This window comes from Pannonibacter sp. I15F10I1 (assembly GCF_900185665.1).
GTDB lineage: Bacteria > Pseudomonadota > Alphaproteobacteria > Rhizobiales > Stappiaceae > Pannonibacter > Pannonibacter indicus.
This window is the reverse complement of sequence record NZ_FYAN01000002.1, coordinates 62,622-86,955: the sequence shown is the minus strand read 5'-3', so window position 1 is coordinate 86,955 and position 24,334 is coordinate 62,622. Positions and strand designations below refer to the sequence as shown.

The 24,334-nt window shown below is 64.4% G+C and carries 15 protein-coding genes; 8 read left to right on the top strand and 7 right to left on the bottom strand.

The genetic code is table 11. The features are described from left to right. The first annotated feature begins 86 nt into the window (after positions 1-86). Positions 87-2,531 carry a Tex family protein gene (locus tag IF10I1_RS00340; RefSeq protein ID WP_186391791.1) on the top strand — a complete coding sequence of 815 codons (2,445 nt, stop codon included), beginning with the start codon at positions 87-89 and terminating at the stop codon, positions 2,529-2,531. Between the two features lie 159 nt (positions 2,532-2,690). Here the strand turns inward: IF10I1_RS00340 and IF10I1_RS00335 are convergent, their stop codons facing one another. Further along, positions 2,691-3,905: a metallochaperone AztD gene (locus tag IF10I1_RS00335; protein ID WP_208977531.1), complete on the bottom strand. Its 1,215-nt coding sequence runs from the start codon at positions 3,903-3,905 to the stop codon at positions 2,691-2,693. 434 nt (positions 3,906-4,339) lie between these two features. Here IF10I1_RS00335 and IF10I1_RS00330 point away from each other — a divergent pair, with 434 nt between their 5' ends. Then, positions 4,340-10,021: an autotransporter outer membrane beta-barrel domain-containing protein gene (locus IF10I1_RS00330; protein ID WP_186391792.1), complete on the top strand. Its 5,682-nt coding sequence runs from the start codon at positions 4,340-4,342 to the stop codon at positions 10,019-10,021. Positions 10,022-10,077: 56 nt separating this feature from the next. Here the strand turns inward: IF10I1_RS00330 and fumC are convergent, their stop codons facing one another. Then, a complete protein-coding gene (gene fumC, locus IF10I1_RS00325; protein WP_186391793.1) occupies positions 10,078-11,460 on the bottom strand; it encodes a class II fumarate hydratase in 1,383 nt (460 codons plus the stop codon). 192 nt (positions 11,461-11,652) lie between these two features. Here fumC and IF10I1_RS00320 point away from each other — a divergent pair, with 192 nt between their 5' ends. The 4 genes from IF10I1_RS00320 to IF10I1_RS00305 all read left to right on the top strand — a co-directional run bounded on the left by IF10I1_RS00320 (position 11,653) and on the right by IF10I1_RS00305 (position 16,094). Then, positions 11,653-12,645, top strand: a complete 993-nt coding sequence (locus IF10I1_RS00320; protein ID WP_208977533.1) for a metal ABC transporter solute-binding protein, Zn/Mn family — start codon at positions 11,653-11,655, stop codon at positions 12,643-12,645. 82 nt (positions 12,646-12,727) lie between these two features. After that, the gene (locus tag IF10I1_RS00315; RefSeq protein WP_282097791.1) at positions 12,728-13,501 is read left to right on the top strand and encodes a metal ABC transporter ATP-binding protein; all 774 of its coding nucleotides are present in this window, start codon (positions 12,728-12,730) and stop codon (positions 13,499-13,501) included. Between the two features lie 438 nt (positions 13,502-13,939). Then, entirely contained in the window at positions 13,940-15,172 is a 1,233-nt protein-coding gene (locus IF10I1_RS00310; protein WP_186391794.1) for a metal ABC transporter permease, read from the top strand. Further along, positions 15,162-16,094 (top strand): metal ABC transporter permease, encoded by a 933-nt coding sequence (locus IF10I1_RS00305; protein WP_244284621.1) that lies wholly within the window; start codon positions 15,162-15,164, stop codon positions 16,092-16,094. The genes IF10I1_RS00310 and IF10I1_RS00305 overlap by 11 nt, the downstream gene beginning before the upstream one ends. A 9-nt stretch (positions 16,095-16,103) precedes the next feature. Here the strand turns inward: IF10I1_RS00305 and IF10I1_RS00300 are convergent, their stop codons facing one another. From IF10I1_RS00300 to IF10I1_RS00290, 3 genes are all read right to left on the bottom strand, one after another. After that, positions 16,104-17,180 carry a glycine betaine/L-proline ABC transporter ATP-binding protein gene (locus IF10I1_RS00300; protein ID WP_094463765.1) on the bottom strand — a complete coding sequence of 359 codons (1,077 nt, stop codon included), beginning with the start codon at positions 17,178-17,180 and terminating at the stop codon, positions 16,104-16,106. After that, entirely contained in the window at positions 17,173-18,057 is an 885-nt protein-coding gene (locus tag IF10I1_RS00295) for a proline/glycine betaine ABC transporter permease (protein WP_050472515.1), read from the bottom strand. The genes IF10I1_RS00300 and IF10I1_RS00295 overlap by 8 nt, the downstream gene beginning before the upstream one ends. 143 nt (positions 18,058-18,200) lie before the next feature. Beyond that, entirely contained in the window at positions 18,201-19,196 is a 996-nt protein-coding gene (locus IF10I1_RS00290; protein ID WP_186391795.1) for a glycine betaine ABC transporter substrate-binding protein, read from the bottom strand. A 605-nt stretch (positions 19,197-19,801) separates the two neighbouring features. Here IF10I1_RS00290 and IF10I1_RS00285 point away from each other — a divergent pair. Both IF10I1_RS00285 and IF10I1_RS00280 read left to right on the top strand, forming a co-directional pair. After that, positions 19,802-21,910 carry a bifunctional diguanylate cyclase/phosphodiesterase gene (locus IF10I1_RS00285; RefSeq protein ID WP_186391796.1) on the top strand — a complete coding sequence of 703 codons (2,109 nt, stop codon included), beginning with the start codon at positions 19,802-19,804 and terminating at the stop codon, positions 21,908-21,910. Positions 21,911-22,001: 91 nt separating this feature from the next. Continuing rightward, complete coding sequence (locus IF10I1_RS00280; protein ID WP_186391797.1) at positions 22,002-22,946, top strand: glyoxylate/hydroxypyruvate reductase A; 945 nt, start codon at positions 22,002-22,004, stop codon at positions 22,944-22,946. On the opposite strand, the gene gph is transcribed toward IF10I1_RS00280, so the two are convergent. Both gph and rpe read right to left on the bottom strand, forming a co-directional pair. After that, positions 22,947-23,606, bottom strand: a complete 660-nt coding sequence (gene gph, locus IF10I1_RS00275) for a phosphoglycolate phosphatase (protein WP_186424298.1) — start codon at positions 23,604-23,606, stop codon at positions 22,947-22,949. Continuing rightward, the gene (rpe, locus tag IF10I1_RS00270; RefSeq protein ID WP_186424297.1) at positions 23,603-24,289 is read right to left on the bottom strand and encodes a ribulose-phosphate 3-epimerase; all 687 of its coding nucleotides are present in this window, start codon (positions 24,287-24,289) and stop codon (positions 23,603-23,605) included. Before rpe ends, gph begins: the two co-directional genes overlap by 4 nt. Between the last annotated feature and the right edge of the window lie 45 nt (positions 24,290-24,334).

The following is a 24,334-nucleotide window of genomic DNA, read 5'->3' as shown; positions in this document are numbered from 1 at the left end:
CGCCTTTGCGGGCTCTATCGTCCGCGCTCCCTTGCCGGACTGCGGAAGGCAGGGGCTATCCGATCAATTTGCGATGGAACGACCCCATGTCCGATCTTTCCGACCTGAGCCCCGAGACCCCCGGCTTTGCCGCCACGCCTGCTTCCGGCAAGAAGGCGCAGGTCTCCCCCGAAGTGGCGCTCAGGATTGCGCGGCGGATTGCGGAGGAGATCGGCTGTCAGCCGAACCAGGTCAATGCCACGGTGCAGATGCTGGATGAGGGTTCGACGGTGCCCTTCATCGCGCGCTACCGCAAGGAAGCGACCGGCGGGCTGGATGACACCCAGCTGCGCAAGCTGGAAGAGCGGCTGATCTATCTGCGCGAGATGGAAGACCGGCGCGCCGCCATCGTGCGGTCGATTGATGAGCAGGGCAAGCTGACGGACGAGCTGGCGCTGAAGATCGCGCAGGCCGACACCAAGGCGGTGCTGGAAGATCTTTATCTGCCTTTCAAGAAGAAGCGCCGCACCAAGGCGCAGATTGCCCGCGAGGCGGGGCTGGAGCCGCTGGCCGATGCGCTGCTCACCGATCCGCGCAAGGTGCCGGAAACGGAAGCTGCCGCCTTTGTCAGCGAGGAAAAGGGCGTGGCCACGGTGAAGGACGCGCTGGATGGCGCACGCCAGATCCTGATGGAGCGCTTCTCCGAAAACGCCGAACTGGTCGGCCGTCTGCGCGAGTATCTGACCGCCAAGGGCGTGGTCGTCTCCAAGGTCATCGACGGCCAGCAGGAGCCTGGCGCCAAGTTCGCCGATTATTTCGATTATTCCGAGAGCTGGGCCAAGATCCCCAGCCACCGGGCACTGGCGCTGTTCCGGGGCCGCAACGAGGGTGTGCTTTCCGTCGAGCTGACGGTGGACACCGATGTGACCGAGGGGCTGAAGCCCGTCGAGCGCATGGTGGCGCATGCCGCCGGCATTTCCGAGCAGGGCCGCCCAGCGGATAAGTGGCTGATGGATGTGGCGCGCTGGGCCTGGAAGGTGAAGCTGGCGCTGCACCTTGAGCTTGACCTGATGGGTGACCTGCGCGACCGGGCCGAGGAAGAGGCCATTCAGGTGTTCGCCCGCAACCTCAAGGACCTGCTGCTCGCCGCTCCCGCTGGTGCCCGCGCCACGCTGGGGCTGGACCCGGGCATCCGCACGGGCGTGAAGGTGGCGGTGGTGGATGCCACCGGCAAGCTGGTGGAGACGGCCACCGTCTATCCTTTCCAGCCGAAGAACGACATGGCCGGGGCCCGCAACACGCTGCTGGCGCTGATCGCCCGCCACAAGGTGGGGCTGATCGCCATCGGCAACGGCACGGCAAGCCGCGAGACCGACCGTCTGGCGGCAGAGGTCCTGGCAGATATTCCCGTCGCGGCGCGGCCCATCAAGGTCATCGTCAACGAGGCGGGGGCTTCGGTCTATTCGGCCTCGGAACTGGCGGCCAAGGAAATGCCGGATGTGGATGTGTCCCTGCGCGGTGCGGCCTCCATCGCCCGCCGCCTGCAGGACCCGCTGGCCGAGCTCGTCAAGATCGAGCCCAAGTCCATCGGCGTCGGCCAGTATCAGCATGACGTGAACCAGACCCGTCTGGCCCGTGCACTCGATGCCGTTGTGGAAGATGCGGTGAACGCGGTGGGTGTGGATCTCAACACCGCCTCGCCTGCGCTGCTCGCCCGCATTTCAGGCCTGGGCGAAAGTCTTGCCAAGGCCGTGGTGGAACACCGCGACAGCATCGGCTGCTTTACCAGCCGCAAGCAGCTGATGGATGTGCCGCGCCTTGGCGCCAAGGCCTTCGAGCTTTGTGCCGGTTTCCTGCGCATCCGCGATGGCAGCAATCCGCTCGATTCCTCCTCCGTGCACCCGGAAGCCTATCCGCTGGCCGAGCGCATCGTGAAGGCCTGTGGCCGCGATGTGCGCCAGATCATGGGCGACAGCGCCTTCCTGAAGACGCTGAATGCGGCGCAGTTCACCGACGAGCGGTTCGGCCTGCCGACCGTGCGCGATATCATCGCCGAGCTGGAAAAGCCGGGCCGCGACCCGCGCCCGGAATTCAAGACTGCAACGCTGCTGGATGGCGTGGAAGAGATTTCAGACCTGCGCGTGGGCATGAAGCTGGAAGGCACGGTCACCAACGTCACCAATTTCGGCGCTTTCGTCGATATCGGCGTGCATCAGGACGGCCTTGTCCACGTGTCGCAGCTGGCCGACAAGTTCGTCGATGATCCGCACAAGGTGGTCAAGGCCGGTGATATCGTCTCGGTGACGGTGCTGGAGGTGGATGCCAAGCGCAAGCGCATCTCCCTGACCATGAAGAAGGCCGCCGATTATCAGGCCGCGCGCGAGCGGACCAGCCAGGATGGCCCTCGTGATCCGCGTGGCCCCCGTCCCGGCGGTGGTGCCCCGCGTGGTGGCGGTGCCCCCCGTGGTGGCGGGGCTCCGGCCCCGGCCAGCGGCGGCAACAGCGCCATGGCCGCAGCTCTCGCTGCTGCGATGAACCGCAAGGGCAAGTGAGCGGGGGCTGATTTTCCGAGGGGGCCGGCTTGAGGGGGCTTCAAGGCTTTCGGTCAGGCACCAACTCCTCTCCCCCTCAAGAGGGGAGAGGGCGCGCTGCGGCAAAAGGAGAGTGCCCTCCGCCCGAGCTCTCACGCAAAACGGGGCGGAGGGATAGGGTCAGTGGCTGATGCCGCTGCCGCCGGTGATGGCGATGGTGTAGGGCTGGCCTTCCACCGGGATTTCGCCGGTCTGCTTCAGGTCAGCGGTGCTGATGAGGCGCAGGAGGCCCTTGTTCGGATCGGTCATCACCACTGTATCACCGGCCACGGCAAGGCGCGGGCGCGGATCGCGCCAGTGGCCGTCCATGCTGTAGGGCTCGCTCACCTTGCCGGAGGCTTCGATCTCGCCTGACAGGATGTTCAGGCGGTGCAGCGTGCCGTCTTCGGTCAGCACATAGGCTGCCTGCGGCTTGGCCGGATCCAGCACGAAGTCCACCCGGCGGAAGGGCAGGGTGATACGGGTGAAATGCGGCGCATCGGCCGGGTCCACCACAACAAGGCCGTCAGCGCCATAGTTGCCGAGGAAGGCCTGCATGCCCTTCACGCCCAGCAGCGTGCCGGTCTTGCCCTTCGGGAAATCGGCAGGATAAGGCAGGAGCGAGAACTCGGGCTTTGCCTTGTCCGTCTTCACCGTCAGGACGCCGTCTTCGCAGCCTGCCGCCAGATAGGCGCCGGAGAAGGCCTCGCCATGAATGCCGGGGCAGGAGGCCAGGTCCGACACCGGTTTGCCATCGGCGGAGAAGGCCTGCAGCCCAAGTCGCGGCAAGCTGGAGGCGCCTTCCGGCTTTTCCTTGGCCGAAACAGTTGAGAGCACGTAGTCGCCGAAGACGGCGACGAAGCCATGGTGCGCAATCTCCTGCGGGAAGTCACGCATCTGCGGATCGCCGCCAAGAAGGCCCTTCACATCGGCAAGTGTGGCCTTGGCATCCTTGTCGAAGTTGATGGCCAGCACGCCGGAATGCTCCACCACATGCACCGGATTGCCGCCCTCCATGGAGGCGCTGAGCAGGGCCGGGTCGCTGACCTCAAGGTCGGCATGGTCGCCGTGGCTTTCCAGGGTGATGCCGCTCTTCAGGAAATCGGCACGGTCCGCTTCAGCCTGCACCACGGCAATGCCTGCGCCATCACCGAAGGGATAAAGCCTTGCGTGGCTCTTCACCTCGAAGGACCAGCGCTGGTCCGGCTTGTCCAGATCGATCGCCGTGATCTTGCCGGTGGAATGATCGCCAACGAAAACACGCCAGTGGCTCTGGGCTTCGTCCGCCCGCACCATTGTTCCGCTTGCGGCCAGCGCAATCATCGCCAGCGCAAGGGGCGTCGTCTGCCTGAGCATCTCAAACTCCTGTAATGTTATCTTATAACATTGCTATTTAAGCCAGGCCACGCCTGTCTGGCAAGCCTTTTTGGACCTGAATCTCAGCCTGCCCCCCGCGGAATTTTTTTTAAAATGCATGGCCGGTAAGAACTCATTAACCATTGCCAGATGACGTAAGGGGATCAGAGGGGGCTGCTATGGATGAGATTCTGGCGCCGGAAGGCACTGTTTCCCGGCAAGGGAGCGCGTTGCGCGGTGCTGGCTGTTCCAAAATCCATCCAGCGGGGCACGTTGAGGCCGGTTCCTGCAAATGGCGGAAGCCCCTGAGACTGGATCTTGCCATTCCCGCTGCGGTTCTTCCCGTGTTGCTGTTGCCTCTGGCTGCTACATCCGCAAGCGCGCAGGGGGCCTTTTTCCCGGTGGTTACGGTTGCCGGATGTGATGCGCCGTCCATGGCGGCCCTCGGTGTCTTTGCCACGGTTGCTGATTGTTATGGAGACACATCGGGCAACCCCGGGCTTGGCGTCACTTCAACCGGCTTTGACGGACAGCACGGGGGCGGTGCCGGCTGGGGCGGAGCTTCAGGTGGCGGGGCTGGCGGCGGCGGGCTTTCGCTGCGGATCTCCAGTGCTTTCGACTACGTCCAGTACAATGGCGGGCCAGCAGCCTTCTCGATCCTGAGCGTGGGCGGCAGGGGCGGTCATGGCGGCGATGGCAACATCATTCATGACGGGGCGTCCGGCGGCCAAGGAGGTGATGGCGGATCGGTGATCTTCATGCTGGAGCCCTCCGGCAGCATCGAAACCGGGACCATGGGAACCATCGGCATCCTTGCGGTCAGCAAGGGTGGCCAGGGCGGTGACGGTGGCGAGGGCCATGGCGCGTCAGATGGCGGCACCGGTGGCCTCGGCGGCAATGGCGGTTCTGTCTCTGTCATCACCAGTGCCGGCTCGAGCATCTCAACCGCCGGCAACTATGCAGCTGCGGTGTCTGCTCTCAGTGAAGGGGGCTATGGCGGAGCGGGTGGGAGCGGCGGCTTCTTCTTCGGCCGTGGCGGCTCGGGCGGACAGGCCGGAAACTCCGGGTCATCGGTCAGTGTTGGCAATTCCGGCAAGCTTTCAACGCTTGGCGTCATGTCGCATGGCGCTCTCGCCCGCAGTGTCGGCGGCAATGGCGGAGAAGGCGGGGTCACCACCGGCACAATCCTCGTCCTTGGCGGCAATGGCGGCGCAGGTGGCAACGGCGAGCGTGTCGCGATGATGAACCTGGGCCGTATTACAACGGCCGGGGATCATGCGCGTGGCCTGTCGGGCCTGAGCATTGGCGGCGGTGGCGGCGATGGCGGGCAGGCCTTCGACTACAGCTCCTTTTACGGCGTTGCAATCGGTGGAAATGGCGGCGGCGGCGGCGACGCCGGCATGGTGACGATCGACAACTCCGGAACCATTCTCACAGCTGGGCGCTACGCAACTGGCATGGTTGGGCGGTCGATTGGCGGCGGTGGCGGTGAGGGCGGCTCTGCTCAAAGCGTGGTTCTGGGATATCAGGCTGCGGTGTCGCTGACGATGGGCGGTCTGGGCGGTTCGGGCGGCGATGGCGGCATGGTAACGCTCACCAGCTCCGGACGGGTTGCCACCGGATATATCGATCCCCTGGACGCGGTTGCGCCGCGCAATGTGCAATTGCCGGGCGATCATGCAGCAGGCATGCTGGCACAATCCGTTGGTGGCGGTGGAGGCAACGGCGGGGCGGTGATCTCGGTCACGGTAGCTGCCAGCGGCAGTAGCGCCGTTGATGTTTCGGTCGCGCTGGGCGGTAGTGGCGGCTCGGGGGGCGACGGTTCGGATGCCGCCGTATTTGTCCTGAGCGGTGGCTCCGTCGTCACTTATGGACGGCTGGCTCCTGCAGTCTATGCTCAGTCGGTCGGCGGTGGCGGCGGCACCGGCGGCCATGCGATCGGCGTCGGCGCTGCGGTGGGAGAAGCAGCCGTCAGCCTTTCGGCCGTAGTGGGTGGCACGGGCGGCAGTGGTGGCAATGGCGGAACGGCTTCGGTCTACAATGAAGGATCTGCCGCCACAGCATCTTCCAGGTCGCCCGCAGTGTTCGCCCAGTCCGTGGGCGGCGGCGGCGGCAGTGGAGGCAGCGTTGTCGCGGTTGATACGGACATTGGCAAGAACGCGCTCAGTTTGAATGTTGCCCTCGGCATGACCGGCGGCAGCGGCGGGCAGGGCGGTGCGGCCAATGCCACGACCTTCGCCGCAAGCACCATCCAGACACTGGGGCATCAGTCGCACGGACTCTTAGCCCAGTCTGTGGGCGGCGGCGGCGGTCATGGTGGCGACGTTCACACCTATGCGATCTCTGCCATCTACGGAAACGGCACTGCTGCGGCTGTGCCCATCGCCGTCGGCGGTCACGGGGGGCGCGGCGGCACTGGCGGCAGCGTGGCAGTCAACCATGCTGGCGGCATTCTCACATTCGGGGATCAGGCCTATGGTCTGTTTGGCCAATCCGTTGGCGGCGGCGGCGGGGATGGCGGCTCGGTGCTGGCCTTGTCGATTGCCGCGACGCTCGACAGCCGGAGCGGAGAAAACAAGGACAAGGGCGGCAGGGCTGTCAGCACGGCGGTGACTGTTGGCGGGCATGGTGGCGTGGGGAACCATGGCGGCAGCGTTGTGGTCAATGCGGCGGCGGGCAGCTCCATTGCCACCTCGGGTGTCATGGCCACGGGCGTGAAACTCCAGTCGGTTGGCGGCGGCGGCGGCACGGGCGGCGTGGCGCACAGCTTTGCCGTGTCGACATCGGTGCCAAGCTGGAACCGCTTCTATCCACCGCAGCCGCTTCTGCTCAGACTGGTCAACAAGGTGAGGGGGCTGCCCTCGCGCGAGACAGACAAGAAGAACGGTGCCGACATCGCCGTTTCCGTCGGTGGCTGGGGCGGTGCAGGCGGTAATGGCGGCAGCGTCACCTTCACTGCGGGGCCAGGCGCAACCGTCGCAACATCTGGCGTCATGGCCTATGGTGTCCATGGCCAGTCGGTTGGCGGTGGCGGCGGCTCCGGCGGTCACGCCATTTCCAACGGATTCATCGGCTTTGATACCTATGCCCTTGGGGTGTCTGTCGGTGGTTCCGGCTCTTCTGCCGGGGACGGCGGATCTGTCAGCCTTGCCGGCAGCGCAGCAGGTCCTGAAACTGGCTGGAGCCTCATTTCGACCCAGGGTGCCAACGCACATGGCCTCTTCGCCCAGTCCATTGGCGGCGGCGGCGGCGATGGCGGAGCGGCTGCTTCCGCCATCACGAGCATCCCCGTTCTGAGCGGTCAGGGCTTTGAGATGGCGATTGGCGGCGCGAGCGGCAGCTCCGGCGCGGGTGGCAGCGTGCTGGTGAGCAATCCCGGGCGTGTGCAAACCGCTGGAGCGGGCGCCCATGGCATCTTTGCCCAGTCCGTGGGTGGCGGTGGCGGCTACGGGGGCGATACGACCGCCGGAGGCCTTATGAAGCTGGCCATCGGGCGTGCGGGGTCAGGCGGCGGGAGCGGCGGCAGCGTGGCCGTTGAAGGGCAGGGCGCCATTGTCACGCAGGGGGCTGGCGCTGCCGGCATCTTTGCCCAGTCTGTCGGCGGCGGCGGCGGGGCAGGTTCTCTGGCGCATGAAGGCTCCCTTCCGTTTCTGCCGGACACCAACTACGGGCTTGCGCTCACCATTGGCGGCGGTGGCGGCAACGGGGGCTGGGGCGGCGATGTGTCGGTGAACTTCGGCGGCGGCATCGGCACCTATGGTGCCGCCGCCCCGGCCATCCTGGCCCAGTCGATCGGCGGCAGCGGCGGTGCCTTGGGCGTTGTTCGCGGCACAATTGCCGGTGGCGCCTTTCCGATCACGGTGACCTCCAGCGGGGCGTTCGGGTTCGCAGGGCATGTTTCTATTGATGACACCCAGGCACCCGCTCCGCTTCTTGTTGAAACCCGGGGCGACGGCTCGGCGGGCATCATCGCCCACGTGGCAAGCGGTGGAGGCGGCCTTGTGCTGATGGACACCGCTGTTTTGCCTCTCGATATTACGGCAGATCCCGCTCTGCCATCCTCGCTGCCTTTGGAGTTCGGCGGCATCGACGTGAATCTGCGTGGCGGCATCTACACTTTGGGTGCCTCCGCTTATGGCATTCTGGCGATGGACCTTCCGCAAACCGTCGCGCTGCTGGGCACGGATGGCCTTCGGATACCGCAATCGGCCGCCAGCTCCGGTTCTGGGACCGGGATCAATATCTGGCTTCACCGCACCAGCACCGTCAGCACTTGGGGACGCGGGGCGCATGGCATCTACGTGGTGAGCAATGCGGACTATAACGGCAGCACTGCGCTTACCGCCCGCCTCGACGGCATGCTTGCCGTGCAAGGTCCCGATGCCTGGGCGGTGAACATTTCCGACGGCTTGACCAGCGGCAGCACGGCTCTGGGGCAGGTTGCACACCTGAGTATCGGCCGCACCGGCACCGTAAGTGCTGCAAAGGGCAGTGCGGGCGGTATCCGGGTGGGGGCGCAGGTGAGTACCCTGTTCCTGGATGTGGAAGGCGCTCTGCGGGCACCCGGCGGAACTGCCCTTTGGTCCGAAGCCGGCGGTGCGCTGAACGTGCGGAGCGGCGGTATTCTGGAAGGGGATATCTCAGGTCCAGCCACCCGGGACCTGCTGATCAGCAATGCTGGACTGATCTTTGGCTCGATCCTCAATGGCGGCAGTTATACGATTGTCGATGGGGGAAAGCATTTCCTGGCACTTGATCCTGCGGGGCTTGCCAGTGACCGCATCGACCTGCTGTCACTCGAGACGGGCCGGGATCAGATCATTCCGCAGCTGACCACATTTGCGTCTGCATTTGCGCAACCGAGCACCGTCCTGAGCTTTGCGGGGGCGACCGACACGTCGCCCATCGTTCAGAGCCCGGGGGAGCCTTTGCCGTTCGGGTTCGCCTCCGGCACCGTGGCAACCCGTTTCGTCTATGATTTCTACCATGACCGGGCGCTTGTCACCGGGGCCTCCGTCGACTTCGGACGGGCCGGGCTTAGCGGCAATTCCGGCAAGGCCGCCACCTTCGCCAATGACATGGTCACAGCGCTCGGCAGCAATGTGCCCGGCGCCTATCCCGAGCTGGAGGCCCTGCTGCTGTCTGCAGCCAATGCGGTTGATCCGAAGGCTCTGGAGTCCAGTCTGGCCGTTTTTGACGCGGCTGACTTCAGCAAAGCCAGTGAGACAACGCTTGCCTCTTCCGGGACGCACTTGTCGAACATGCAGAGCTGCGGCGGCACGGTGGGGCCCTATGCGGCCATTGCCGAGGAGGCGTGCAACTGGGCCAAGGTGACCGGCAGCACCACGCGCTATGACTGGTCAAGTGATGTTGACACGGTCATGGTCAGCCTCGGCCGTCAGCAGCGCGTGAGCGATGATCTGGTCATTGGTCTCAGCACTGCCTATGAGGGCTCCCGGTTCCGCGCCAGCGGCAGGTCTGCCTCGGGCTACCGGCTGTATCTTGGTGCCATTGCCAAGGTGTCACAGGGACCGGTCTATGGCTCTGTGTCGCTCAACGGCAGCTATGGCAGCGGCAAGGCGGAACGGCTCATTTCGTCTGCGGGGACAGCCTATGTTGCCAGGTCGCGTCCTTCCACGCTGGCGCTTGCCTCGCGGTTGCGGGCTGGTGTGCTGGCCAAGGCCGGGCAGATCGATGTGATCCCCAGCGTTGAACTGGATCTGGCAGTCCTGCAGGACGGAGGCTTCACGGAGTCGGGCGCGGGCTCGCTCAATCTGAAGGTCCACCGCGCGACCCATTTCCTTGCCGATGTCCGCCCGGTCTTGCGCCTGTCCACCGACCATCCTTTTGCGGGTGGGATTGTGCGCGGCTATGTGGAAGCGGGAGCCCGGATTGCGCTCAATGGCCTGCAGCATACTGTCTCGCTGCCGGGCTCTCCTGCGCCGGGTGAGCGGCTGCGTCTTGAGCTCAAGCGGGATCCGGCCGTTGCGACACTCGGGCTTGGCGGCTCTCTTCTGTGGGGCAGCAACATGGAGGCCCGGATGCATTATGAGGCAACGGCAGGGCGCAACACGCTTGGCCATTCGGCAAGCCTGAAACTTGGCCTGAAATTCTGACGGGGTCCTGAACAGACATGTTGTGAGGGTGCCCGCCAGACGGGCACCCTCCGGGATCACCCCTCGCTGAGCATCAGCTTCGGGTCCACCAGCCGGTCGAAGTCTTCGGCGGAGATGTAGCCGAGGTCGAGGCAGGCGGCTTTCAGGGTCATGTCGTGCTCATAGGCGTGATGGGCGGCTTTGGACGCCTTGTCATAGCCGATGTGCGGGCTGAGGGCAGTCACCAGCATCAGCGAGTTTTCAACATAGCCGGCGATGCGGGCCTCGTTCGCCTCCATGCCGTCCACCATGAACTTGCGGAAGCTGGTGCAGCCATCGGCCAGCACGCGGGCGGACTGGAGCACGGCGTTGATCATCAGCGGCTTGTAGACATTCATTTCCAGATAGCCGCTGGCTCCGCCCATGCCCACGGCCACGTCATTGGCCATCACCTGAATGCAGAGCATGGCCATGGCTTCGCACTGGGTGGGGTTGACCTTGCCGGGCATGATGGAAGAGCCCGGCTCGTTGGCCGGCAGGATCAATTCGAACAACCCGCAGCGCGGGCCGCAGGCGAGCAGGCGGATGTCGTTGGCGATCTTGAAGAGCGAGCCGGCCGTGGTCTTCAGCGCGCCATGCAGCATCACCAGCCCGTCATGGGCGCCTTGCGCGGCAAACTTGTTGGGTGCGGTGATGAAGGGCAGGCCGGTCAGTGCCGCGATGCGGGCTGCTGCCCCTTCGGCAAAGCCCTTGGGTGCGTTGAGACCGGTGCCCACAGCCGTGCCGCCAAGCGCCAGCTTGTAGACATCGGGCAGGGCACCGGCGATGCGGTCAAGGTTCTCGTCCAGCATCTCCACATAGCCGGAGAACTCCTGACCAAGGGTCAGCGGCACCGCGTCCTGCAGGTGGGTGCGGCCGATCTTGATGATGTGGTCCCAGGCCTTGGCCTTCTTGTCCAGCGCATCGCGCAGCGCCTTCACGGCGGGCAGAACACGGGTCTTCACCGCGATGGCCGCAGCCATATGCATGGCGGCGGGGAAGGTGTCGTTGGAGGACTGGGACATGTTGACGTGGTCATTGGGGTGCACCGGCTTCTTGGAGCCGAGCGCCCCGCCCGCCACCTCGATGGCGCGGTTGGAGATGACCTCGTTGACATTCATGTTGGTCTGGGTGCCGCTGCCGGTCATCCAGACATGCAAGGGGAAATGCTCGTCCAGCTTGCCTTCGCTCACTTCCCGCGCTGCGGCAATGATGAGGGCGGCAAGGTCCGGGCTGAGGTGGCCCAGATCCCGGTTTGTCTCGGCGGCAGCCTGCTTGAGGATGCCATAGGCGTGGATGATCTCGATGGGCATCAGCTCGGAGCTGATGTTGAAATAGGTCAGCGATCTCTGCGTCTGCGCGCCCCAGTAGCGGTCGCTCTCGACGCTGATCTCGCCCATGCTGTCAGTTTCCCGGCGCATTCTCTGCTCCATCCAAGGGGTTCGCGTCCCGCACCAGTCCTGCGCCAGGCTGCCTGCTTTGGCAACCGGAAAAGCCTGCGTTGTTTTTGCACTTGCAACTCATTCGCAAGTGTCTATGTTAAATGCAAATCGTTCTTAAAAGCATTTGCCTTTTGCGGTGCGGTGCGTAGGCTGGAGAGGAAAGGAAACCCGATGCTTCTGACAAGACGTGGATTTATACGGCAGGCGGCGCTGGCAGCGGGCGGCGTGATGGCCGGTGCTTCCGGATTAACGGGCTTCTCCGGCACCGCACGGGCGGCCTCGCAGCTGATTGTCAGTGCCACAACGGGTATGATTGCCGACACCGCATCCGTGATCGGCGGCAATCTTGTTTCCGTCTCCGCGCTGATGGGGCCGGGGGTGGATCCGCACGGCTACCGCCAGACGCGTAGCGACATTGTCGCCATGGCCCGGGCGGATCTGGTGCTGCGCCACGGGCTCTATCTGGAAGCGCAGATGGAGGCTTTCTTCGAGGATCTTTCCCGCAAGGGCAAGGTGGTGGCGGTTGCCGATACCATCGACCCGTCGCTGCTGCTGTCGCATGAAGACTATCCCGGCCGCTATGACCCGCATGTCTGGATGGACCCGGAACTCTGGAAGACCGTGTCTACCACCATCGCCTCGGCGCTGAAGACGGCGCAGCCGGATCAGGCGGAGAGCATCGAGGAGCGGCTTGCGGCCTTCACGGATGAACTGGATGCGCTGGATGCCTATTCCAGGCAGGTGCTGGGCAGTGTGCCGGAAAATGCCCGTGTGCTGGTGACGGCGCATGACGCCTTCAGCTATTTCGGCCGGGCCTATGGTTTCGAGGTGCTGGGCATTCAGGGCATCTCCACGGAAAGCGAAGCAGGCCTTGCCCGCATTGCCGAACTGGTCGACACGCTGGTCGAGCGCAAGATCGGTGCCGTCTTTGTGGAAAGCTCCGTGCCCGACCGCAACATGAAGGCGCTCATCGAGGGCGCTGCAGCGAAGGGGCACAAGGTGGCCATCGGCGGTGAACTCTTCTCCGATGCCATGGGTCAATCCGGCACCTACGAAGGCACGTATCTGGGCATGATCGACCACAACGTGACCACCATCGCCGCCGCCCTCGGTGGCACGGTGCCGGACCGGGGCCGTCTTGGGCAATTGCAGGCTGCGGGCTGAGTAGAAGGGCAATATCAGGATGATCCCGGTGCATTTCAAACAGACGGCAAGCAGCGTCCTGCAACAGCGGGAGCAACCGGCTGTGGCGATCCGGGACCTTTCCGTCTCCTATGGCGGCAAGCCTGCCCTTCTGGGCATCTCGGCGGATGTCGGGGCTGCGTCCATGACGGCCATCATCGGCCCCAACGGGGCGGGCAAGTCGACCTTGCTCAAGGCTGCACTCGGCATCGTGCCACGCTTGTCCGGCACGGTGGACATGTTCGGTCAGCCCTTTGCGAGGGTCCGCCAGCGTGTCGCTTATGTTCCGCAGCGGGCGTCCGTCGACTGGGACTTTCCGGCCCGGGCCGAAGATGTGGTGATGATGGGCCTCTCGCGCGAGCTTGGCCTTCTCGGCCGCATCCGCCAGCATCACCGGGAGTTCGTCATGCACTGCCTGGACCGGGTGGGCATGGCTGGCTTTGCGGACCGGCAGATCGGCCAGTTGTCCGGCGGCCAGCAGCAGCGCGTGTTTCTGGCCCGGGCGCTGGCGCAGAAGGCGGATCTCTATCTGCTGGACGAACCCTTTGCCGGCGTTGATGCCGCGACGGAGCGGGCGATCATCGGGGTGCTGAAGGCGCTTCGGGACGAGGGCCGGACGGTGGTCTGCGTGCATCACGACCTCTCCACCGTCCCGGCCTATTTCTCTCACGTGCTCGTCATCAACATGCGCCTCATCGCGCAAGGGCCGGTGGACGAAGCCTTCACCCCCGCCATCCTCCAGCGCGCCTACGGCGGGCGCCTCGACACCTCGGCCCTTGCCCCCACCGGTCCCTCCACTGCGCCGGAGCTGGACCTTGCGCTGGAAACGGGGAGGTGAGGGTGGCCACCTGCTCCAGTCTTTCAGCATATGGCGCAGCCTCTCAGCTCCGCTCCCCTTGGTGGTTGCCGGATTTGCAGATCTTGTTTGAAGCCGGTGAAGGCTTGGGAAAGGTCTGTGATCTGGTCATCCTGGCACGGCCTTTCAGCCCCCCTCCCCCTCGTGGGGAGGGGTTAGGGGTGGGGGGGGAAACCTCCCCGTCTGGCATGGTGTCCATTGGTTTGGGCCGGGCGTTCCTCCCGATTTCGCTTCAGAAAAATATCCGTCCTTCAGATGATTGCAGGCTCAGAGCCCCCCACCCCTCACCCCTCCCCACGAGGGGGAGGGGGGCGGAGAGGCCCCGCTGTTGTGACTCTGTCAGTCTTCGCAATGTCTTCTGGCCGGCGGAACGGCTATGTGTCCGGGGGGACGGTATAGCCGAGCCATTGGAGCCCGGCCATGACTGAGGTCCTGTCTGCCTTCCTCTCTGCGCTGATGATGCAGGCGGGCTATAACGCCGCTTTGGTGGCGGTTGGTGCGAGCCTGCTGGGGGCGGCAGCGGGGAGTACGGGGACGTTCCTGTTCCTGCGCAAGCGCTCGCTGATCAGCGATGCCAGCGCCCATGCGACGCTGCCGGGCATTGCGCTGGCTTTCATGGTGATGGTGTCGCTGGGCGGCGATGGCCGTTCCCTGCCGGGGCTGCTGCTGGGCTCGGCCCTGTCTGCCGGGCTGGGGCTGCTGGCCGTGACCCTGCTCACCCGCTACACCCGGCTGGCCGAGGACACGGCGATCGGCGCTGTGCTGTCGGTGTTCTTCGGCTTCGGCATCGTGCTGCTGACGGTCATTCAGGTGATGGGCACCGGACGGCAGGCGGGGCTGGAAGGCTTTCTGCTTGGCTCCACGGCGGGCATGCTGTTCAGCGATGCGGTGCTGATTGCCTGCGGCGGTGCTATCTGCGTGCTGGTGATGCTGATTTTCCGGAGGCCCATGCTGCATGTCTGCTTTGATCCGGGGCATGCGGAAACCATCGGCATCCGCACCGGCCTTGCCGACGGCGTGATGCTGGGGCTGATGCTGGCCGTCACCGTCACCGGCCTGAAGCTGGTCGGGCTGGTGCTCATCGTCGCACTGCTGATCATTCCCGCCGCGACCGCCCGGTTCTGGAGCGAACGGGCAACCGTCATTCTTGCCCTTGCGGCCCTGTTCGGCGCGCTGGCCGGATATGTTGGCTCGGCGCTGTCGGCGGCGGCGCCCAATGTGCCTGCCGGGCCGGTGATCGTGCTGACGGCCGCGGTCTTCTTCACGGCTTCCCTGCTTGCCGCGCCGCGCCGGGGACTGGTGGCGGCCGTTCTGGCGCGGGCGCGGCAGCGCCGCCGCCTGCTGCTGCGGCAAGGGGTTCTGACGCTGGCACAGCAGGGCGTCATCCATGATCCGCGTCTTCTGCAGGCGCTGTCCCGCGCAGGTCTTCTGGCGGCTGACCGCAACCTCAATGACGAGGGCCGGGCGCTGGCGCAGATGCTGGCTCAGGACGAAGCGCGCTGGGCCGCACTCCAGGCAGGTGGTGCCAGTGAGCATGTCATGTCGCGCTATGACGGCGTGCGTCTGATCAGCAGTCTTTTGCCCGCAGGCGAACTCGCACAGCTGGACAGGCACGCCGCCGCCTCATCCGGGGAGCTGCGCCATGGGGTCTGAGATGTTCGGTGCGGAGTTCGTGCAATTCAGCCTGACGCCGCTGCTCATCGGCACGCTGGCCGCGCTGGCCTGTGCCCTACCGGGCAATTTCCTCATCCTGCGGCGCGAAGCGATGATCGGCGATGCCATTTCGCATGTGGTGCTGCCGGGCATTGTCGTTGCCTTTCTGATCACCGGCCATATCTCCACCTGGCCGATGATGCTGGGGGCGGGCAGCGCGGCGCTTGTGGCCGTGGTGCTGATCGAGCTGCTGCGCCGCTATGCCAGGATGGAACCGGGGGCGGCGATGGGCGTGGTCTTCACCACGCTTTTTGCCGCCGGTGTGCTGCTGCTGGAGCAGAGCAACACCAGCACGGTGCATTTGGATGTGGAGCACGCGCTCTATGGCAATCTGGAAAGCCTGATCTGGCTGGATGCGGACGGCTGGGGCTCGCTCACCGATCCGCAGGCTTTGGCCGGGCTGCCGCCGGAACTCCCGCGCATGGCGGGTGTCACGGTGGCGGTGTTCCTGCTGATGGGCCTGTTCTGGCGGCCGCTGGTGCTGATGACCTTTGACGAAGGCTATGCCGCCGCGCGCGGGCTGCCGGTGACGCTGCTCAGCCTCGGACTGGTCACGCTTTCGGCCGTGGCGGCGGTGGCGGCCTTTGATGCGGTGGGCTCGATCATCGTCATTGCCATGTTCATCTGCCCGCCCGCGACGGCGCGGCTGATGACGAACCGGCTCGCAACCCAGGTGGGACTGAGCCTTGTGATCGCGGCGCTGGCTGCCATCACCGGCTATGTTCTGGCCGGCTATGGCCCGCTGTGGCTGGGGGCTGCCAATTCGGTCAGCGCGGCCGGGATGATCGCCACGGTCAGCGGTCTTTTTCTTGCGGTGGCCGCCGTGTCGGGCCGCCACCGCAAGGGGCTTGCGCAGGGGTGAATGCGTGCCTCAGCCCGGCGACACCATGGCCGCGATCATGTCATGCAGCTGGATGGTACCGAGTTTCCGGCCATCGGCGCGCGTCACGATGGCGGCCGTCTCGCTCGTCTGTGAGAACAGTCTTGCGGCATCTTCCAGCAGGCTGCCGCTGGGGATCGTCAGCTCCGTTTCGGCCAGTTCGCCCTTGCGCATGATGGTGTTGACCTTCAGCACCCGGCCGCGGTTCACCTCGCGCACGAAATCGGCGATGTAGCTGTCCGCTGGGCGCAGCACGATCTCCTGGCCCGTGCCATCCTGCACGATCTCGCCATCGCGCAGGATGGCGATGCGGTCGCCAAGGCGCAGGGCCTCGTCCAGATCGTGGGTGATGAAGACTATGGTCTTCTTCAGCTCCTGCTGCAGGTCCAGCAGCACCTTCTGCATGTCCATGCGGATCAGCGGGTCGAGAGCCGAATAGGCCTCATCCATCAGCAGGATGCCCGCGTCATTGGCCAGCGCCCGGGCAAGGCCGACACGCTGCTGCATGCCGCCGGAAAGCTGGTTGGGATAGTAATCCTCATAGCCTTCCAGCCCGACGCGGGTCAGCCAGCGGGCGGCGCGCTCCTTGGCCTCGCGTTCGGGAATGCCTTGAATTTCGAGGCCGTAGATGGTGTTGCGCAGCACGGTCCGGTGCGGCAGCAGGGCGAATTTCTGGAACACCATCGCCGTCTTGTGGCGGCGGAAATCGCGCAGCTGCTGGGGGGACATGGAGCACACATCCTGTCCCTCGAACAGCACCTCGCCTGCCGTCGGCTCGATCAGCCGGTTGATGTGGCGGATGAGGGTGGACTTGCCCGAGCCGGACAGGCCCATCACCACCTGAATGCGCCCGGCGGGCATGGTGAGGTTGATGTCCTTGAGGCCCAGGATGTGGCTGTGCTTGTCGTTCAGCTCCGTCTTGGAGATGCCTTCGCGCACGAGATCCATGACGCCGGCCGGATTGGGGCCGAAGACCTTGTAAAGGCCGCGCAGCTCGATGCCGGCAACGCTTGCCTCTTCGTCCGGATCGTCTGCGGGAGTGGGGGCGTTGGTCAGATGATCAGCCATGGGCGGCCTCCGAATGTTTCTGCATGCGCTTGCCATAGGCCTGGGTGGACCGGTCGAAGATGATGGCGATGGCGACAATGGCGAGGCCGTTGAGAATGCCCATTGTGAAGAACTGGTTGTTGATCGCCTGAAGCACCGGCTGGCCAAGGCCGCGCACGCCGATCATGGAGGCGACGACAACCATCGACAGGGACATCATGATGCACTGGTTGATGCCGGCCATGATGGTGGGCAGCGCCAGCGGCAGCTGCACGTCTTTCAGCTTCTGCCAGGAGGAGGAGCCGAAGGCATCGGCCGCTTCCAGCACATCGGCGCTGACCAGGCGGATGCCGAGGTTGGTGAGGCGGATCATCGGCGGAATGGCATAGATGACCACGGCAATGACGCCCGGCACCTTGCCGAGGCCAAAGATCATCACCACCGGGATCAGGTAGACGAAGACCGGCATGGTCTGCATCAGGTCGAGCACAGGATTGATGGCGCCCTGAAGCCTGTCGGACCGGGCCATGGCGATGCCGATGGGAATGCCGAGCACGACCGCTGTGAGGGTACACACTGCCACCATCGCAATGGTGCGCATGGTGTCATCCCACATGCCGAGCACGCCGATCAGCACAAGTGCCACGAGACTGCCTGCCGTGATGCGCCAGCTGCGGCTGATGAGGAAGACAATGGCGAGAATGCCGGCCAGAACCAGCGGCCAGGGGGAGTTGAGCAGCAGGTTCTCGATACCGTTCAGCAGCAGGCGCAGTGGTTCGAAGGCCCGGGACAGCGCGTCGCCATAGGCACGGGTAAACTCAAGAAACCCCGCATCGATCGTCTGCCGCATGGCACGCAACGTGCCGCGGCTGAGCGAGGGAAAGTCGAAAAGATCCATTGAAGTGTCCTTGTTGCGCCTGCCCGCTGCTTTGCGTGGGGGCGGGCGCCTGAGGATGAAAAGCGCGAGCCGGAAGGGGGCGGGCCGGACGCGCTCCGCAGGCTGTGCTGCCAAGCGCGTCCAGCCGCCTGTCAATCACCGGCTCAGAGGGCGGATTTCACCTTTTCCGCCACTTCCGGGGAGACCCAGGCCTCCCAGACTTCCGGCTTGTTCTCGAGGAACCAGAAGGCGCCATCCTCATTGGAGGCCTGATTGTCCGTCATCCAGGCCAGCACTTCGCCAGCGGTTGCGTTGTCCCAGGAACGGCCCTTGACGTAATCCATGGCAACGCCCGCCTTCTCCGCGAACTCCTTGGTCACGACGGTGTAGACCGGCGACTTGTCCCAGTCGTTGGGCTTGGGGTCGAGGCAGCCGGAGACGGCGGTGCAGCGCTCCCATTCGGCCGCATCATGCTCGACGCCCAGGTCAAGCCGGGTCATCTCGTATTTGCCAAGGATGGGCGTCGGTGCCCAGTAGTAGCCGAGCCAGCCTTCATTGCGGGAAAAAGCACGGGAGATGGAGCCATCGAGCCCGGCTGCCGAGCCGGTGTCGACCAGCTCGAAGCCTTTGCTTTCCACATCGAAGGCTGCAAACAGATTGGTGGTCAGGGTCTGGCAGGCCCAGCCCGAGGGGCAGTTGAAGAAGGCGCCCTTGCTGCGGTCTTCCGCGCCGGGGAACAGCTCCGGCTTTGCCAGCGCGTCGGCCAGCGTCTTCAGGCCATGTTCTTCAGCGAGAAAGGTGGGGACCCAGAAGCCCTCCACGCCGCCTTCCGACAGGACCTCACTGCCGATGATCAGCTTGTCTTCTGCAACGGCCTTGTCGAGCGGATCCTGGATGGTGTTCACCCACAACTCGGGAGCCATGTCCGGCTCGGCCTTCTCGGTCATGGAGGTGAAGGTCGGCACCGTGTCGCCAATCACCAGTTCCACCTCGCAGCCGAAGCCCTCCTCGAGAATGATCTTGTCGATATGGGCAATGGCACCCGCTGAGGGCCAGTTCATTTCGGCCAGCGTCACCCGCCCGCATTCCTTGGCAGCCGAAGCGCCGGACATGCCAAGGCCAATCAGGGCGGCGCCCGTCAGCAGAAGTGTCTTTGTCATTGTCAGTCTCCTGTTGGTCGTCATCCGCTGGCGAGGCCTGCGGAGCGAAAGCCAGCACGATCCAGGATCACGTGGTGGCAAAATGTAATGCCGGACGGAGGAAGCCCCCCTGCGATCGAAAGTCGCCGGCATTTTGAAATATCTACCCTGCATTCAGGGTGATCGCGCTAAACATAGTCTGCTGGATATTTATGTCAAGGTTTTGACATATTTTAAAATATGCCAGTTCTGAGGGCGATTGCCAGATTTGTATTCGGTGTACTTTTTCTCATTTATATTTTTGATTAGAAAAGGAATTTTTTGCCTTTTTATTTTCACTATATATTATTCGAGGTCGAGCTGTTTGGGTTCTGAAGTTTTTATTTCTTTGTAGTGGTGTTATTTTTAGGGTTTCTGAAATTTTATTCCGTCCTGGATGTTTTATCCCGCCCATGCGCCGCTTGCCTTGCCTTTTCAGGGCGGCAAGCGGCTGGTGTGCTGTGCGATCTGCTTCAATATCCGGTTGTCCGGATCAAGGAATTGGTGACGTTAAATGCGGAATTCCCGCCGCGTTAGGAGACTTTACGCGGCTGGTACGTATTTTCCCCTGTGAAGGGGTGCAATGCATGCTGAACGTCTTGTCCTGTATCGCGGTCGAACATGACCTGCGTTACGTCGCGCTTGCCGCAAGCGTCTGTGTCTTCGGGTCTTTCCTGTCGATGCGCATCTATACGCGCATGCGCAGGAGCGATGGCTCGCGCCAATGGCTTTGGCTGTTCCTGGGTGCGCTCGTTGCGACCAGCACGATCTGGACCACCCATTTTGCGGCCATGCTGGGCTATCTCGTCCCGTTTGACCGTTCATTTGCACCCGGCTTGACCGCTGCCAGCTTTGCGATCCTGTTCCTCTGCACCTGCTTTGCCTTTGGCGTGTCCTTGCGCTCACCCGCGGGGCTGACGATCGAACTGGGCGGAGTGCTCTTTGGATTTGGCATCGCGATCATGCATTACACAGGCATGGCCGCATTTCTGGTGCCGGGCATCATCACCTGGACGCCGTCCTACGTGCTGGCATCCGTGCTGCTCGGTGCCCTGTTCGGAGGGCTTGCCTTCAACCGTGCATCCAGGCCGGTCACGCGGTTCTGCCGCTTCGGGTCGATGGTGGCGATGATCCTGGCGATTGTCTCCATGCATTTCACCGGTATGGAGGCGATGACAATCACGCCGCTGGCAGGCATCGATATTCCGCCTCAGGCCATGCCGGACGAGTATATGCTGGCTGCGGTGACCGGCATCACCACCGTCCTGCTGGTGACCGTCGGGTCGTCCTACACCATCGACCGTTTCTCCTTGCAGGAGGCAACGGAGCGCTATCAGCAGCTGACCCTGTTTGATGCTCTCACCGGTCTGCCCAACAAGGCCTGGGCGGAAGGCAAGCTCGCCGAGCTTCTGGGCAGCGCCATCCGGAGCAACGACAGGGTGGCGGTCTACACCATTGATCTGGAAGAATTCGCCATGATCAACGCCGCCCATGGTGATGTCACCGGAGATGCGGTGCTGCGGGAAGTGGGCTTGCATCTCAACGATGCCCTGATGGCCGATGAATATACCGCCCGTCTGCCGGGGGCGCAGTTCATGCTGATCAAGACGCGGGTCTTTGGCCGTCATGAAACCAGCGCCGCTGCAGCCCGGCTGCAGAAGCTGGTGGCCGGACCACACATGACACCGGCAGGAACGCTCACCCTGCGCAGCGCTGTCGGCTATGCCGTTTTTCCGGACGACGGGCTGGATGCCTCGACTCTGATCACAAGGGCGAGCCTTGCCGCGCAGGATGCCCGGCGTGGCGGCAGCGGGGAGGTCCGCCGTTATCAGGCCGGTCTCGATGACGATGTGCGCCATCAGGCCCGGCTGGCCATTGATCTGCGGAGCGCCGTTTCGGGCAACCAGCTGGAGCTTTACTACCAGCCCCAGAACTGCACCAGCACCCGGTCCCTCGTCGGCTTCGAGGCGCTGGTGCGCTGGCACCATCCCACCCTTGGCATGGTGTCTCCGGGTGAATTCATTCCGGTTGCCGAGCGCACCGGGCTGATTGCGGAAATCGGCGAATATGTCCTGCGCCGTGCCTGTGCCGATGCGGCCGCCTGGCCGGGGGGCTACAAGGTTGCGGTCAATGTCGCGGCCTATCAGCTGACGCGTATCGATCTGCCGGCCCTGGTGGATGAAGTGCTGAAGGAGACGGGGCTTGCGCCGGAGCGTCTCGAAATCGAGCTGACCGAAAGCGGGCTGATCGCCGATCACGCCCGGGCGCTGGCGACCATCACCCGGCTCAAGACGCTGGGTGTTTCCATCGCCATGGATGACTTCGGCACGGGCTATTCCTCGCTGGCGCTGCTGCAGCATTTCCCCTTCGACAAGATCAAGATCGACCGCAGCTTCATCACCGATGTGGCCAACCGGCCCCGGGCTGCCGCCATCGTGCGTGCCGCCCTGCTGATTGCCGAAAGCATGAATATCCCGGTGCTGGCCGAGGGGGTGGAGAGCGAGGAGGAGTTTGCCTATCTGCGGGAGGCGGGATGCCCCGCCGTGCAAGGCTTCCTCTTCGGGCGGCCCATGCCGCTGTCTTCGGTACAGACGCTCATGCTGCGCGAGCAGTTGCGTGCGGCCTCTTCGGACGGAACTGCCGGTGGCTCTGACAGTGCGGCGCAAGTGCCGGACACCGGGCGGCTGGCGAGCTGATTTTTGCGGCCGGCGGGCACTTTCCACTTTGCGGCAGCATTGTGGCAAGGCATGATCCGGCGCAAATCTGAAAGCGCAAGGTGCCACCGTCATGAAACCCGTCGTTCCCTTCATTGCCCGGATGTCTGCTGAGGAACGTGCGGAGTGGATGGCGCAGTTTGAAAGGCTGATGCCGCAGATCGATGTGCGGCCGCTGGCCACCATGGACGCCGCAGAGCGCCTGTCGGCACGCGTGGCCATTGTCGCCAATCCGGATCCGGCGCATCTGCATGAGCTGCCGGGCCTTGTCTGGGTGCAGAGCCTGTGGGCCGGGGTGGAGCGGCTGCTGGGCGAGCTGATCGATACGGACTTTGCCATCGTCCGCATGACCGATCCGCAGCTGGCGGAAACCATGGCCGAGGCGGTGCTGGCCTTCTCGCTTTATCTCCACCGGGACATTCCGCTCTATCTGGCGCAGCAGCGCGAGAAAATCTGGGCCGAAGCCCTGCCGCGCCTTGCCGCTGACCGGCACATCGGCATTCTCGGGCTGGGGAACCTCGGCAAGGCTGCGGTGCGTCGTCTGCTGGCCAATGGCTTTCCTGTCAGCGGCTGGAGCCGCACGCCTGCCGAAGTGGAGGGGGTGGAGTGTTTCAGCGGCGAGGAGGGCCTGGAACGGGTGTTGTCGCGCTCGGATATCGCCGTGGTGCTGCTGCCGCTGACGCCGGACACGCGCGGCCTGCTCAACACCGCCCGGCTTGCCATGCTGCCGCGCGGCGCTGGGCTCATCAATTTTGGCCGGGGGCCGATTGTGGACCAGCCGGCGCTGCTGGCAGCCCTTGACGAGGGGCAGCTGTCCCATGCGGTGCTGGATGTCTTTGCGCAGGAGCCGCTGCCGGCGGACAATCCCTGCTGGAGCCATCCGTCGATCACCGTGCTGCCGCACATCAGCGCCCCGACAACACCGGCGACGGCCGCACGGATCGTGGCGGCCAATCTGTCGGCCTATTTCGAGCGGGGAGAAATCCCGCCGGCGGTGGACCGCCAGCGGGGCTACTGATCAGCCGTTCAGCAGAGCTTCCAGGTCTGCGAAGTCGCTGAAGGCGGCTTCATGCGGCAGGGCCGTCACCGGGCTCTTGCGGTAGCCTTCGGTGAAGAGGAAGAAGCGCGCCTTGGCCGCCACCGCGGTTTCCGCATCCACTTCGCTGTCGCCCACATAGGCAAAGCCCGGATCTTCCGGCGAGAGGGCCAGCACCTTGGCCGCATAGGCGAGCGGGGCCGGATCCGGCTTGCGGGTGCTTAGGGTGTCACCCGTCACCACCACGTCGAAGAAGTCGCTCCAGCCTAGGGCCGCGACCAGATTATGGGTCGGTGCGCCGGGCTTGTTGGTGCAAAGCCCCAGTCGGATGCCGCGTGCCTTCAGGGCGTGCAGGGCCGCTTCCACGCCGGGGAAGGGCGGGTTGGCGCTGCCGGGGGCCTGCGCATAAAGCTCTTCAAAGCGCTCCACCCGCTCAGTCAGCAGGGCTGCATCGCCGTTGATGCCTCGGGCGGCCAGCGCCCGCTCGACGAAGCGCGCAGCGCCATTGCCGATGTAGCTGCGCGCTTCCGTGACGGAGAGGGGGGCGAGATCCAGTTCGGTCATCAGCGCATTGCCGATGTCCGCGATGGCCTGCACGCTGTCGACCAGCGTGCCGTCCAGATCGAAGATGACCGCCTTCATGCCTTGGCTGCCGCGTTGCCCGCACTGCGGATGGCCTCGATCTGTGCTGCATAATGGGCGGCGGTCTCCGGCGTGCCGCCCTTGAACACGGCGGAGCCGGCCACCAGCACATTGGCGCCTGCCGCCGTCACCAGAGGAGCGGTCTCCGGGGTGACGCCGCCATCCACCTCGATATCGATCGGACGGCTGCCGGTCATCGCCTTGATCCGGGCGATCTTGTCCACCACGGCGGTAATGAACTTCTGCCCGCCAAAGCCGGGGTTGACGCTCATGACCAGCACCAGATCCAGCCGGTCGAGCACATATTCGATGACGCTTTCGGGCGTTGCCGGGTTCAGCGATACGCCCGCTTTCTTGCCCAGATTGCGGATGGCCTGCAGCGACCGGTCGAGATGGGGGCCAGCTTCTGCATGCACAGTGATGATGTCAGAGCCCGCCTTGGCGAAGGCTTCCAGATAGGCATCGCAAGGAGCGATCATCAGATGCGTGTCGAACACCTTGGCGGTATGCGGGCGCATTGCGGCGATGATGTCCGGGCCAAAGGTGATGTTGGGCACGAAATGGCCATCCATCACGTCCAGGTGGATCCAGTCGGCACCGGCGCCGTCGATGGCGCGGATCTCGTCGCGCAGGCGCGAGAAATCGCTGGCCAGCATGGAGGGTGCAATCAGGGTGTGGCTCATGGTGTCACTCCACAAGGATGGCCCGCATTTCTGCCGGTCTGTTCC

Coding starts and splice junctions, on each gene's coding strand:
- IF10I1_RS00335 (WP_208977531.1), bottom strand. CDS start 3,905: ATGCTCAGGCAGACGACGCCCCTTGCGCTGGCGATGATTGCGCTGGCC.
- IF10I1_RS00330 (WP_186391792.1), top strand. CDS start 4,340: ATGGCGGCCCTCGGTGTCTTTGCCACGGTTGCTGATTGTTATGGAGAC.
- IF10I1_RS00285 (WP_186391796.1), top strand. CDS start 19,802: ATGCTGAACGTCTTGTCCTGTATCGCGGTCGAACATGACCTGCGTTAC.
- IF10I1_RS00300 (WP_094463765.1), bottom strand. CDS start 17,180: ATGGCTGATCATCTGACCAACGCCCCCACTCCCGCAGACGATCCGGAC.
- IF10I1_RS00295 (WP_050472515.1), bottom strand. CDS start 18,057: ATGGATCTTTTCGACTTTCCCTCGCTCAGCCGCGGCACGTTGCGTGCC.
- IF10I1_RS00305 (WP_244284621.1), top strand. CDS start 15,162: ATGGGGTCTGAGATGTTCGGTGCGGAGTTCGTGCAATTCAGCCTGACG.
- gph (WP_186424298.1), bottom strand. CDS start 23,606: ATGAAGGCGGTCATCTTCGATCTGGACGGCACGCTGGTCGACAGCGTG.
- IF10I1_RS00310 (WP_186391794.1), top strand. CDS start 13,940: ATGACTGAGGTCCTGTCTGCCTTCCTCTCTGCGCTGATGATGCAGGCG.
- IF10I1_RS00320 (WP_208977533.1), top strand. CDS start 11,653: ATGCTTCTGACAAGACGTGGATTTATACGGCAGGCGGCGCTGGCAGCG.
- IF10I1_RS00340 (WP_186391791.1), top strand. CDS start 87: ATGTCCGATCTTTCCGACCTGAGCCCCGAGACCCCCGGCTTTGCCGCC.
- IF10I1_RS00280 (WP_186391797.1), top strand. CDS start 22,002: ATGAAACCCGTCGTTCCCTTCATTGCCCGGATGTCTGCTGAGGAACGT.
- rpe (WP_186424297.1), bottom strand. CDS start 24,289: ATGAGCCACACCCTGATTGCACCCTCCATGCTGGCCAGCGATTTCTCG.
- fumC (WP_186391793.1), bottom strand. CDS start 11,460: ATGCGCCGGGAAACTGACAGCATGGGCGAGATCAGCGTCGAGAGCGAC.
- IF10I1_RS00290 (WP_186391795.1), bottom strand. CDS start 19,196: ATGACAAAGACACTTCTGCTGACGGGCGCCGCCCTGATTGGCCTTGGC.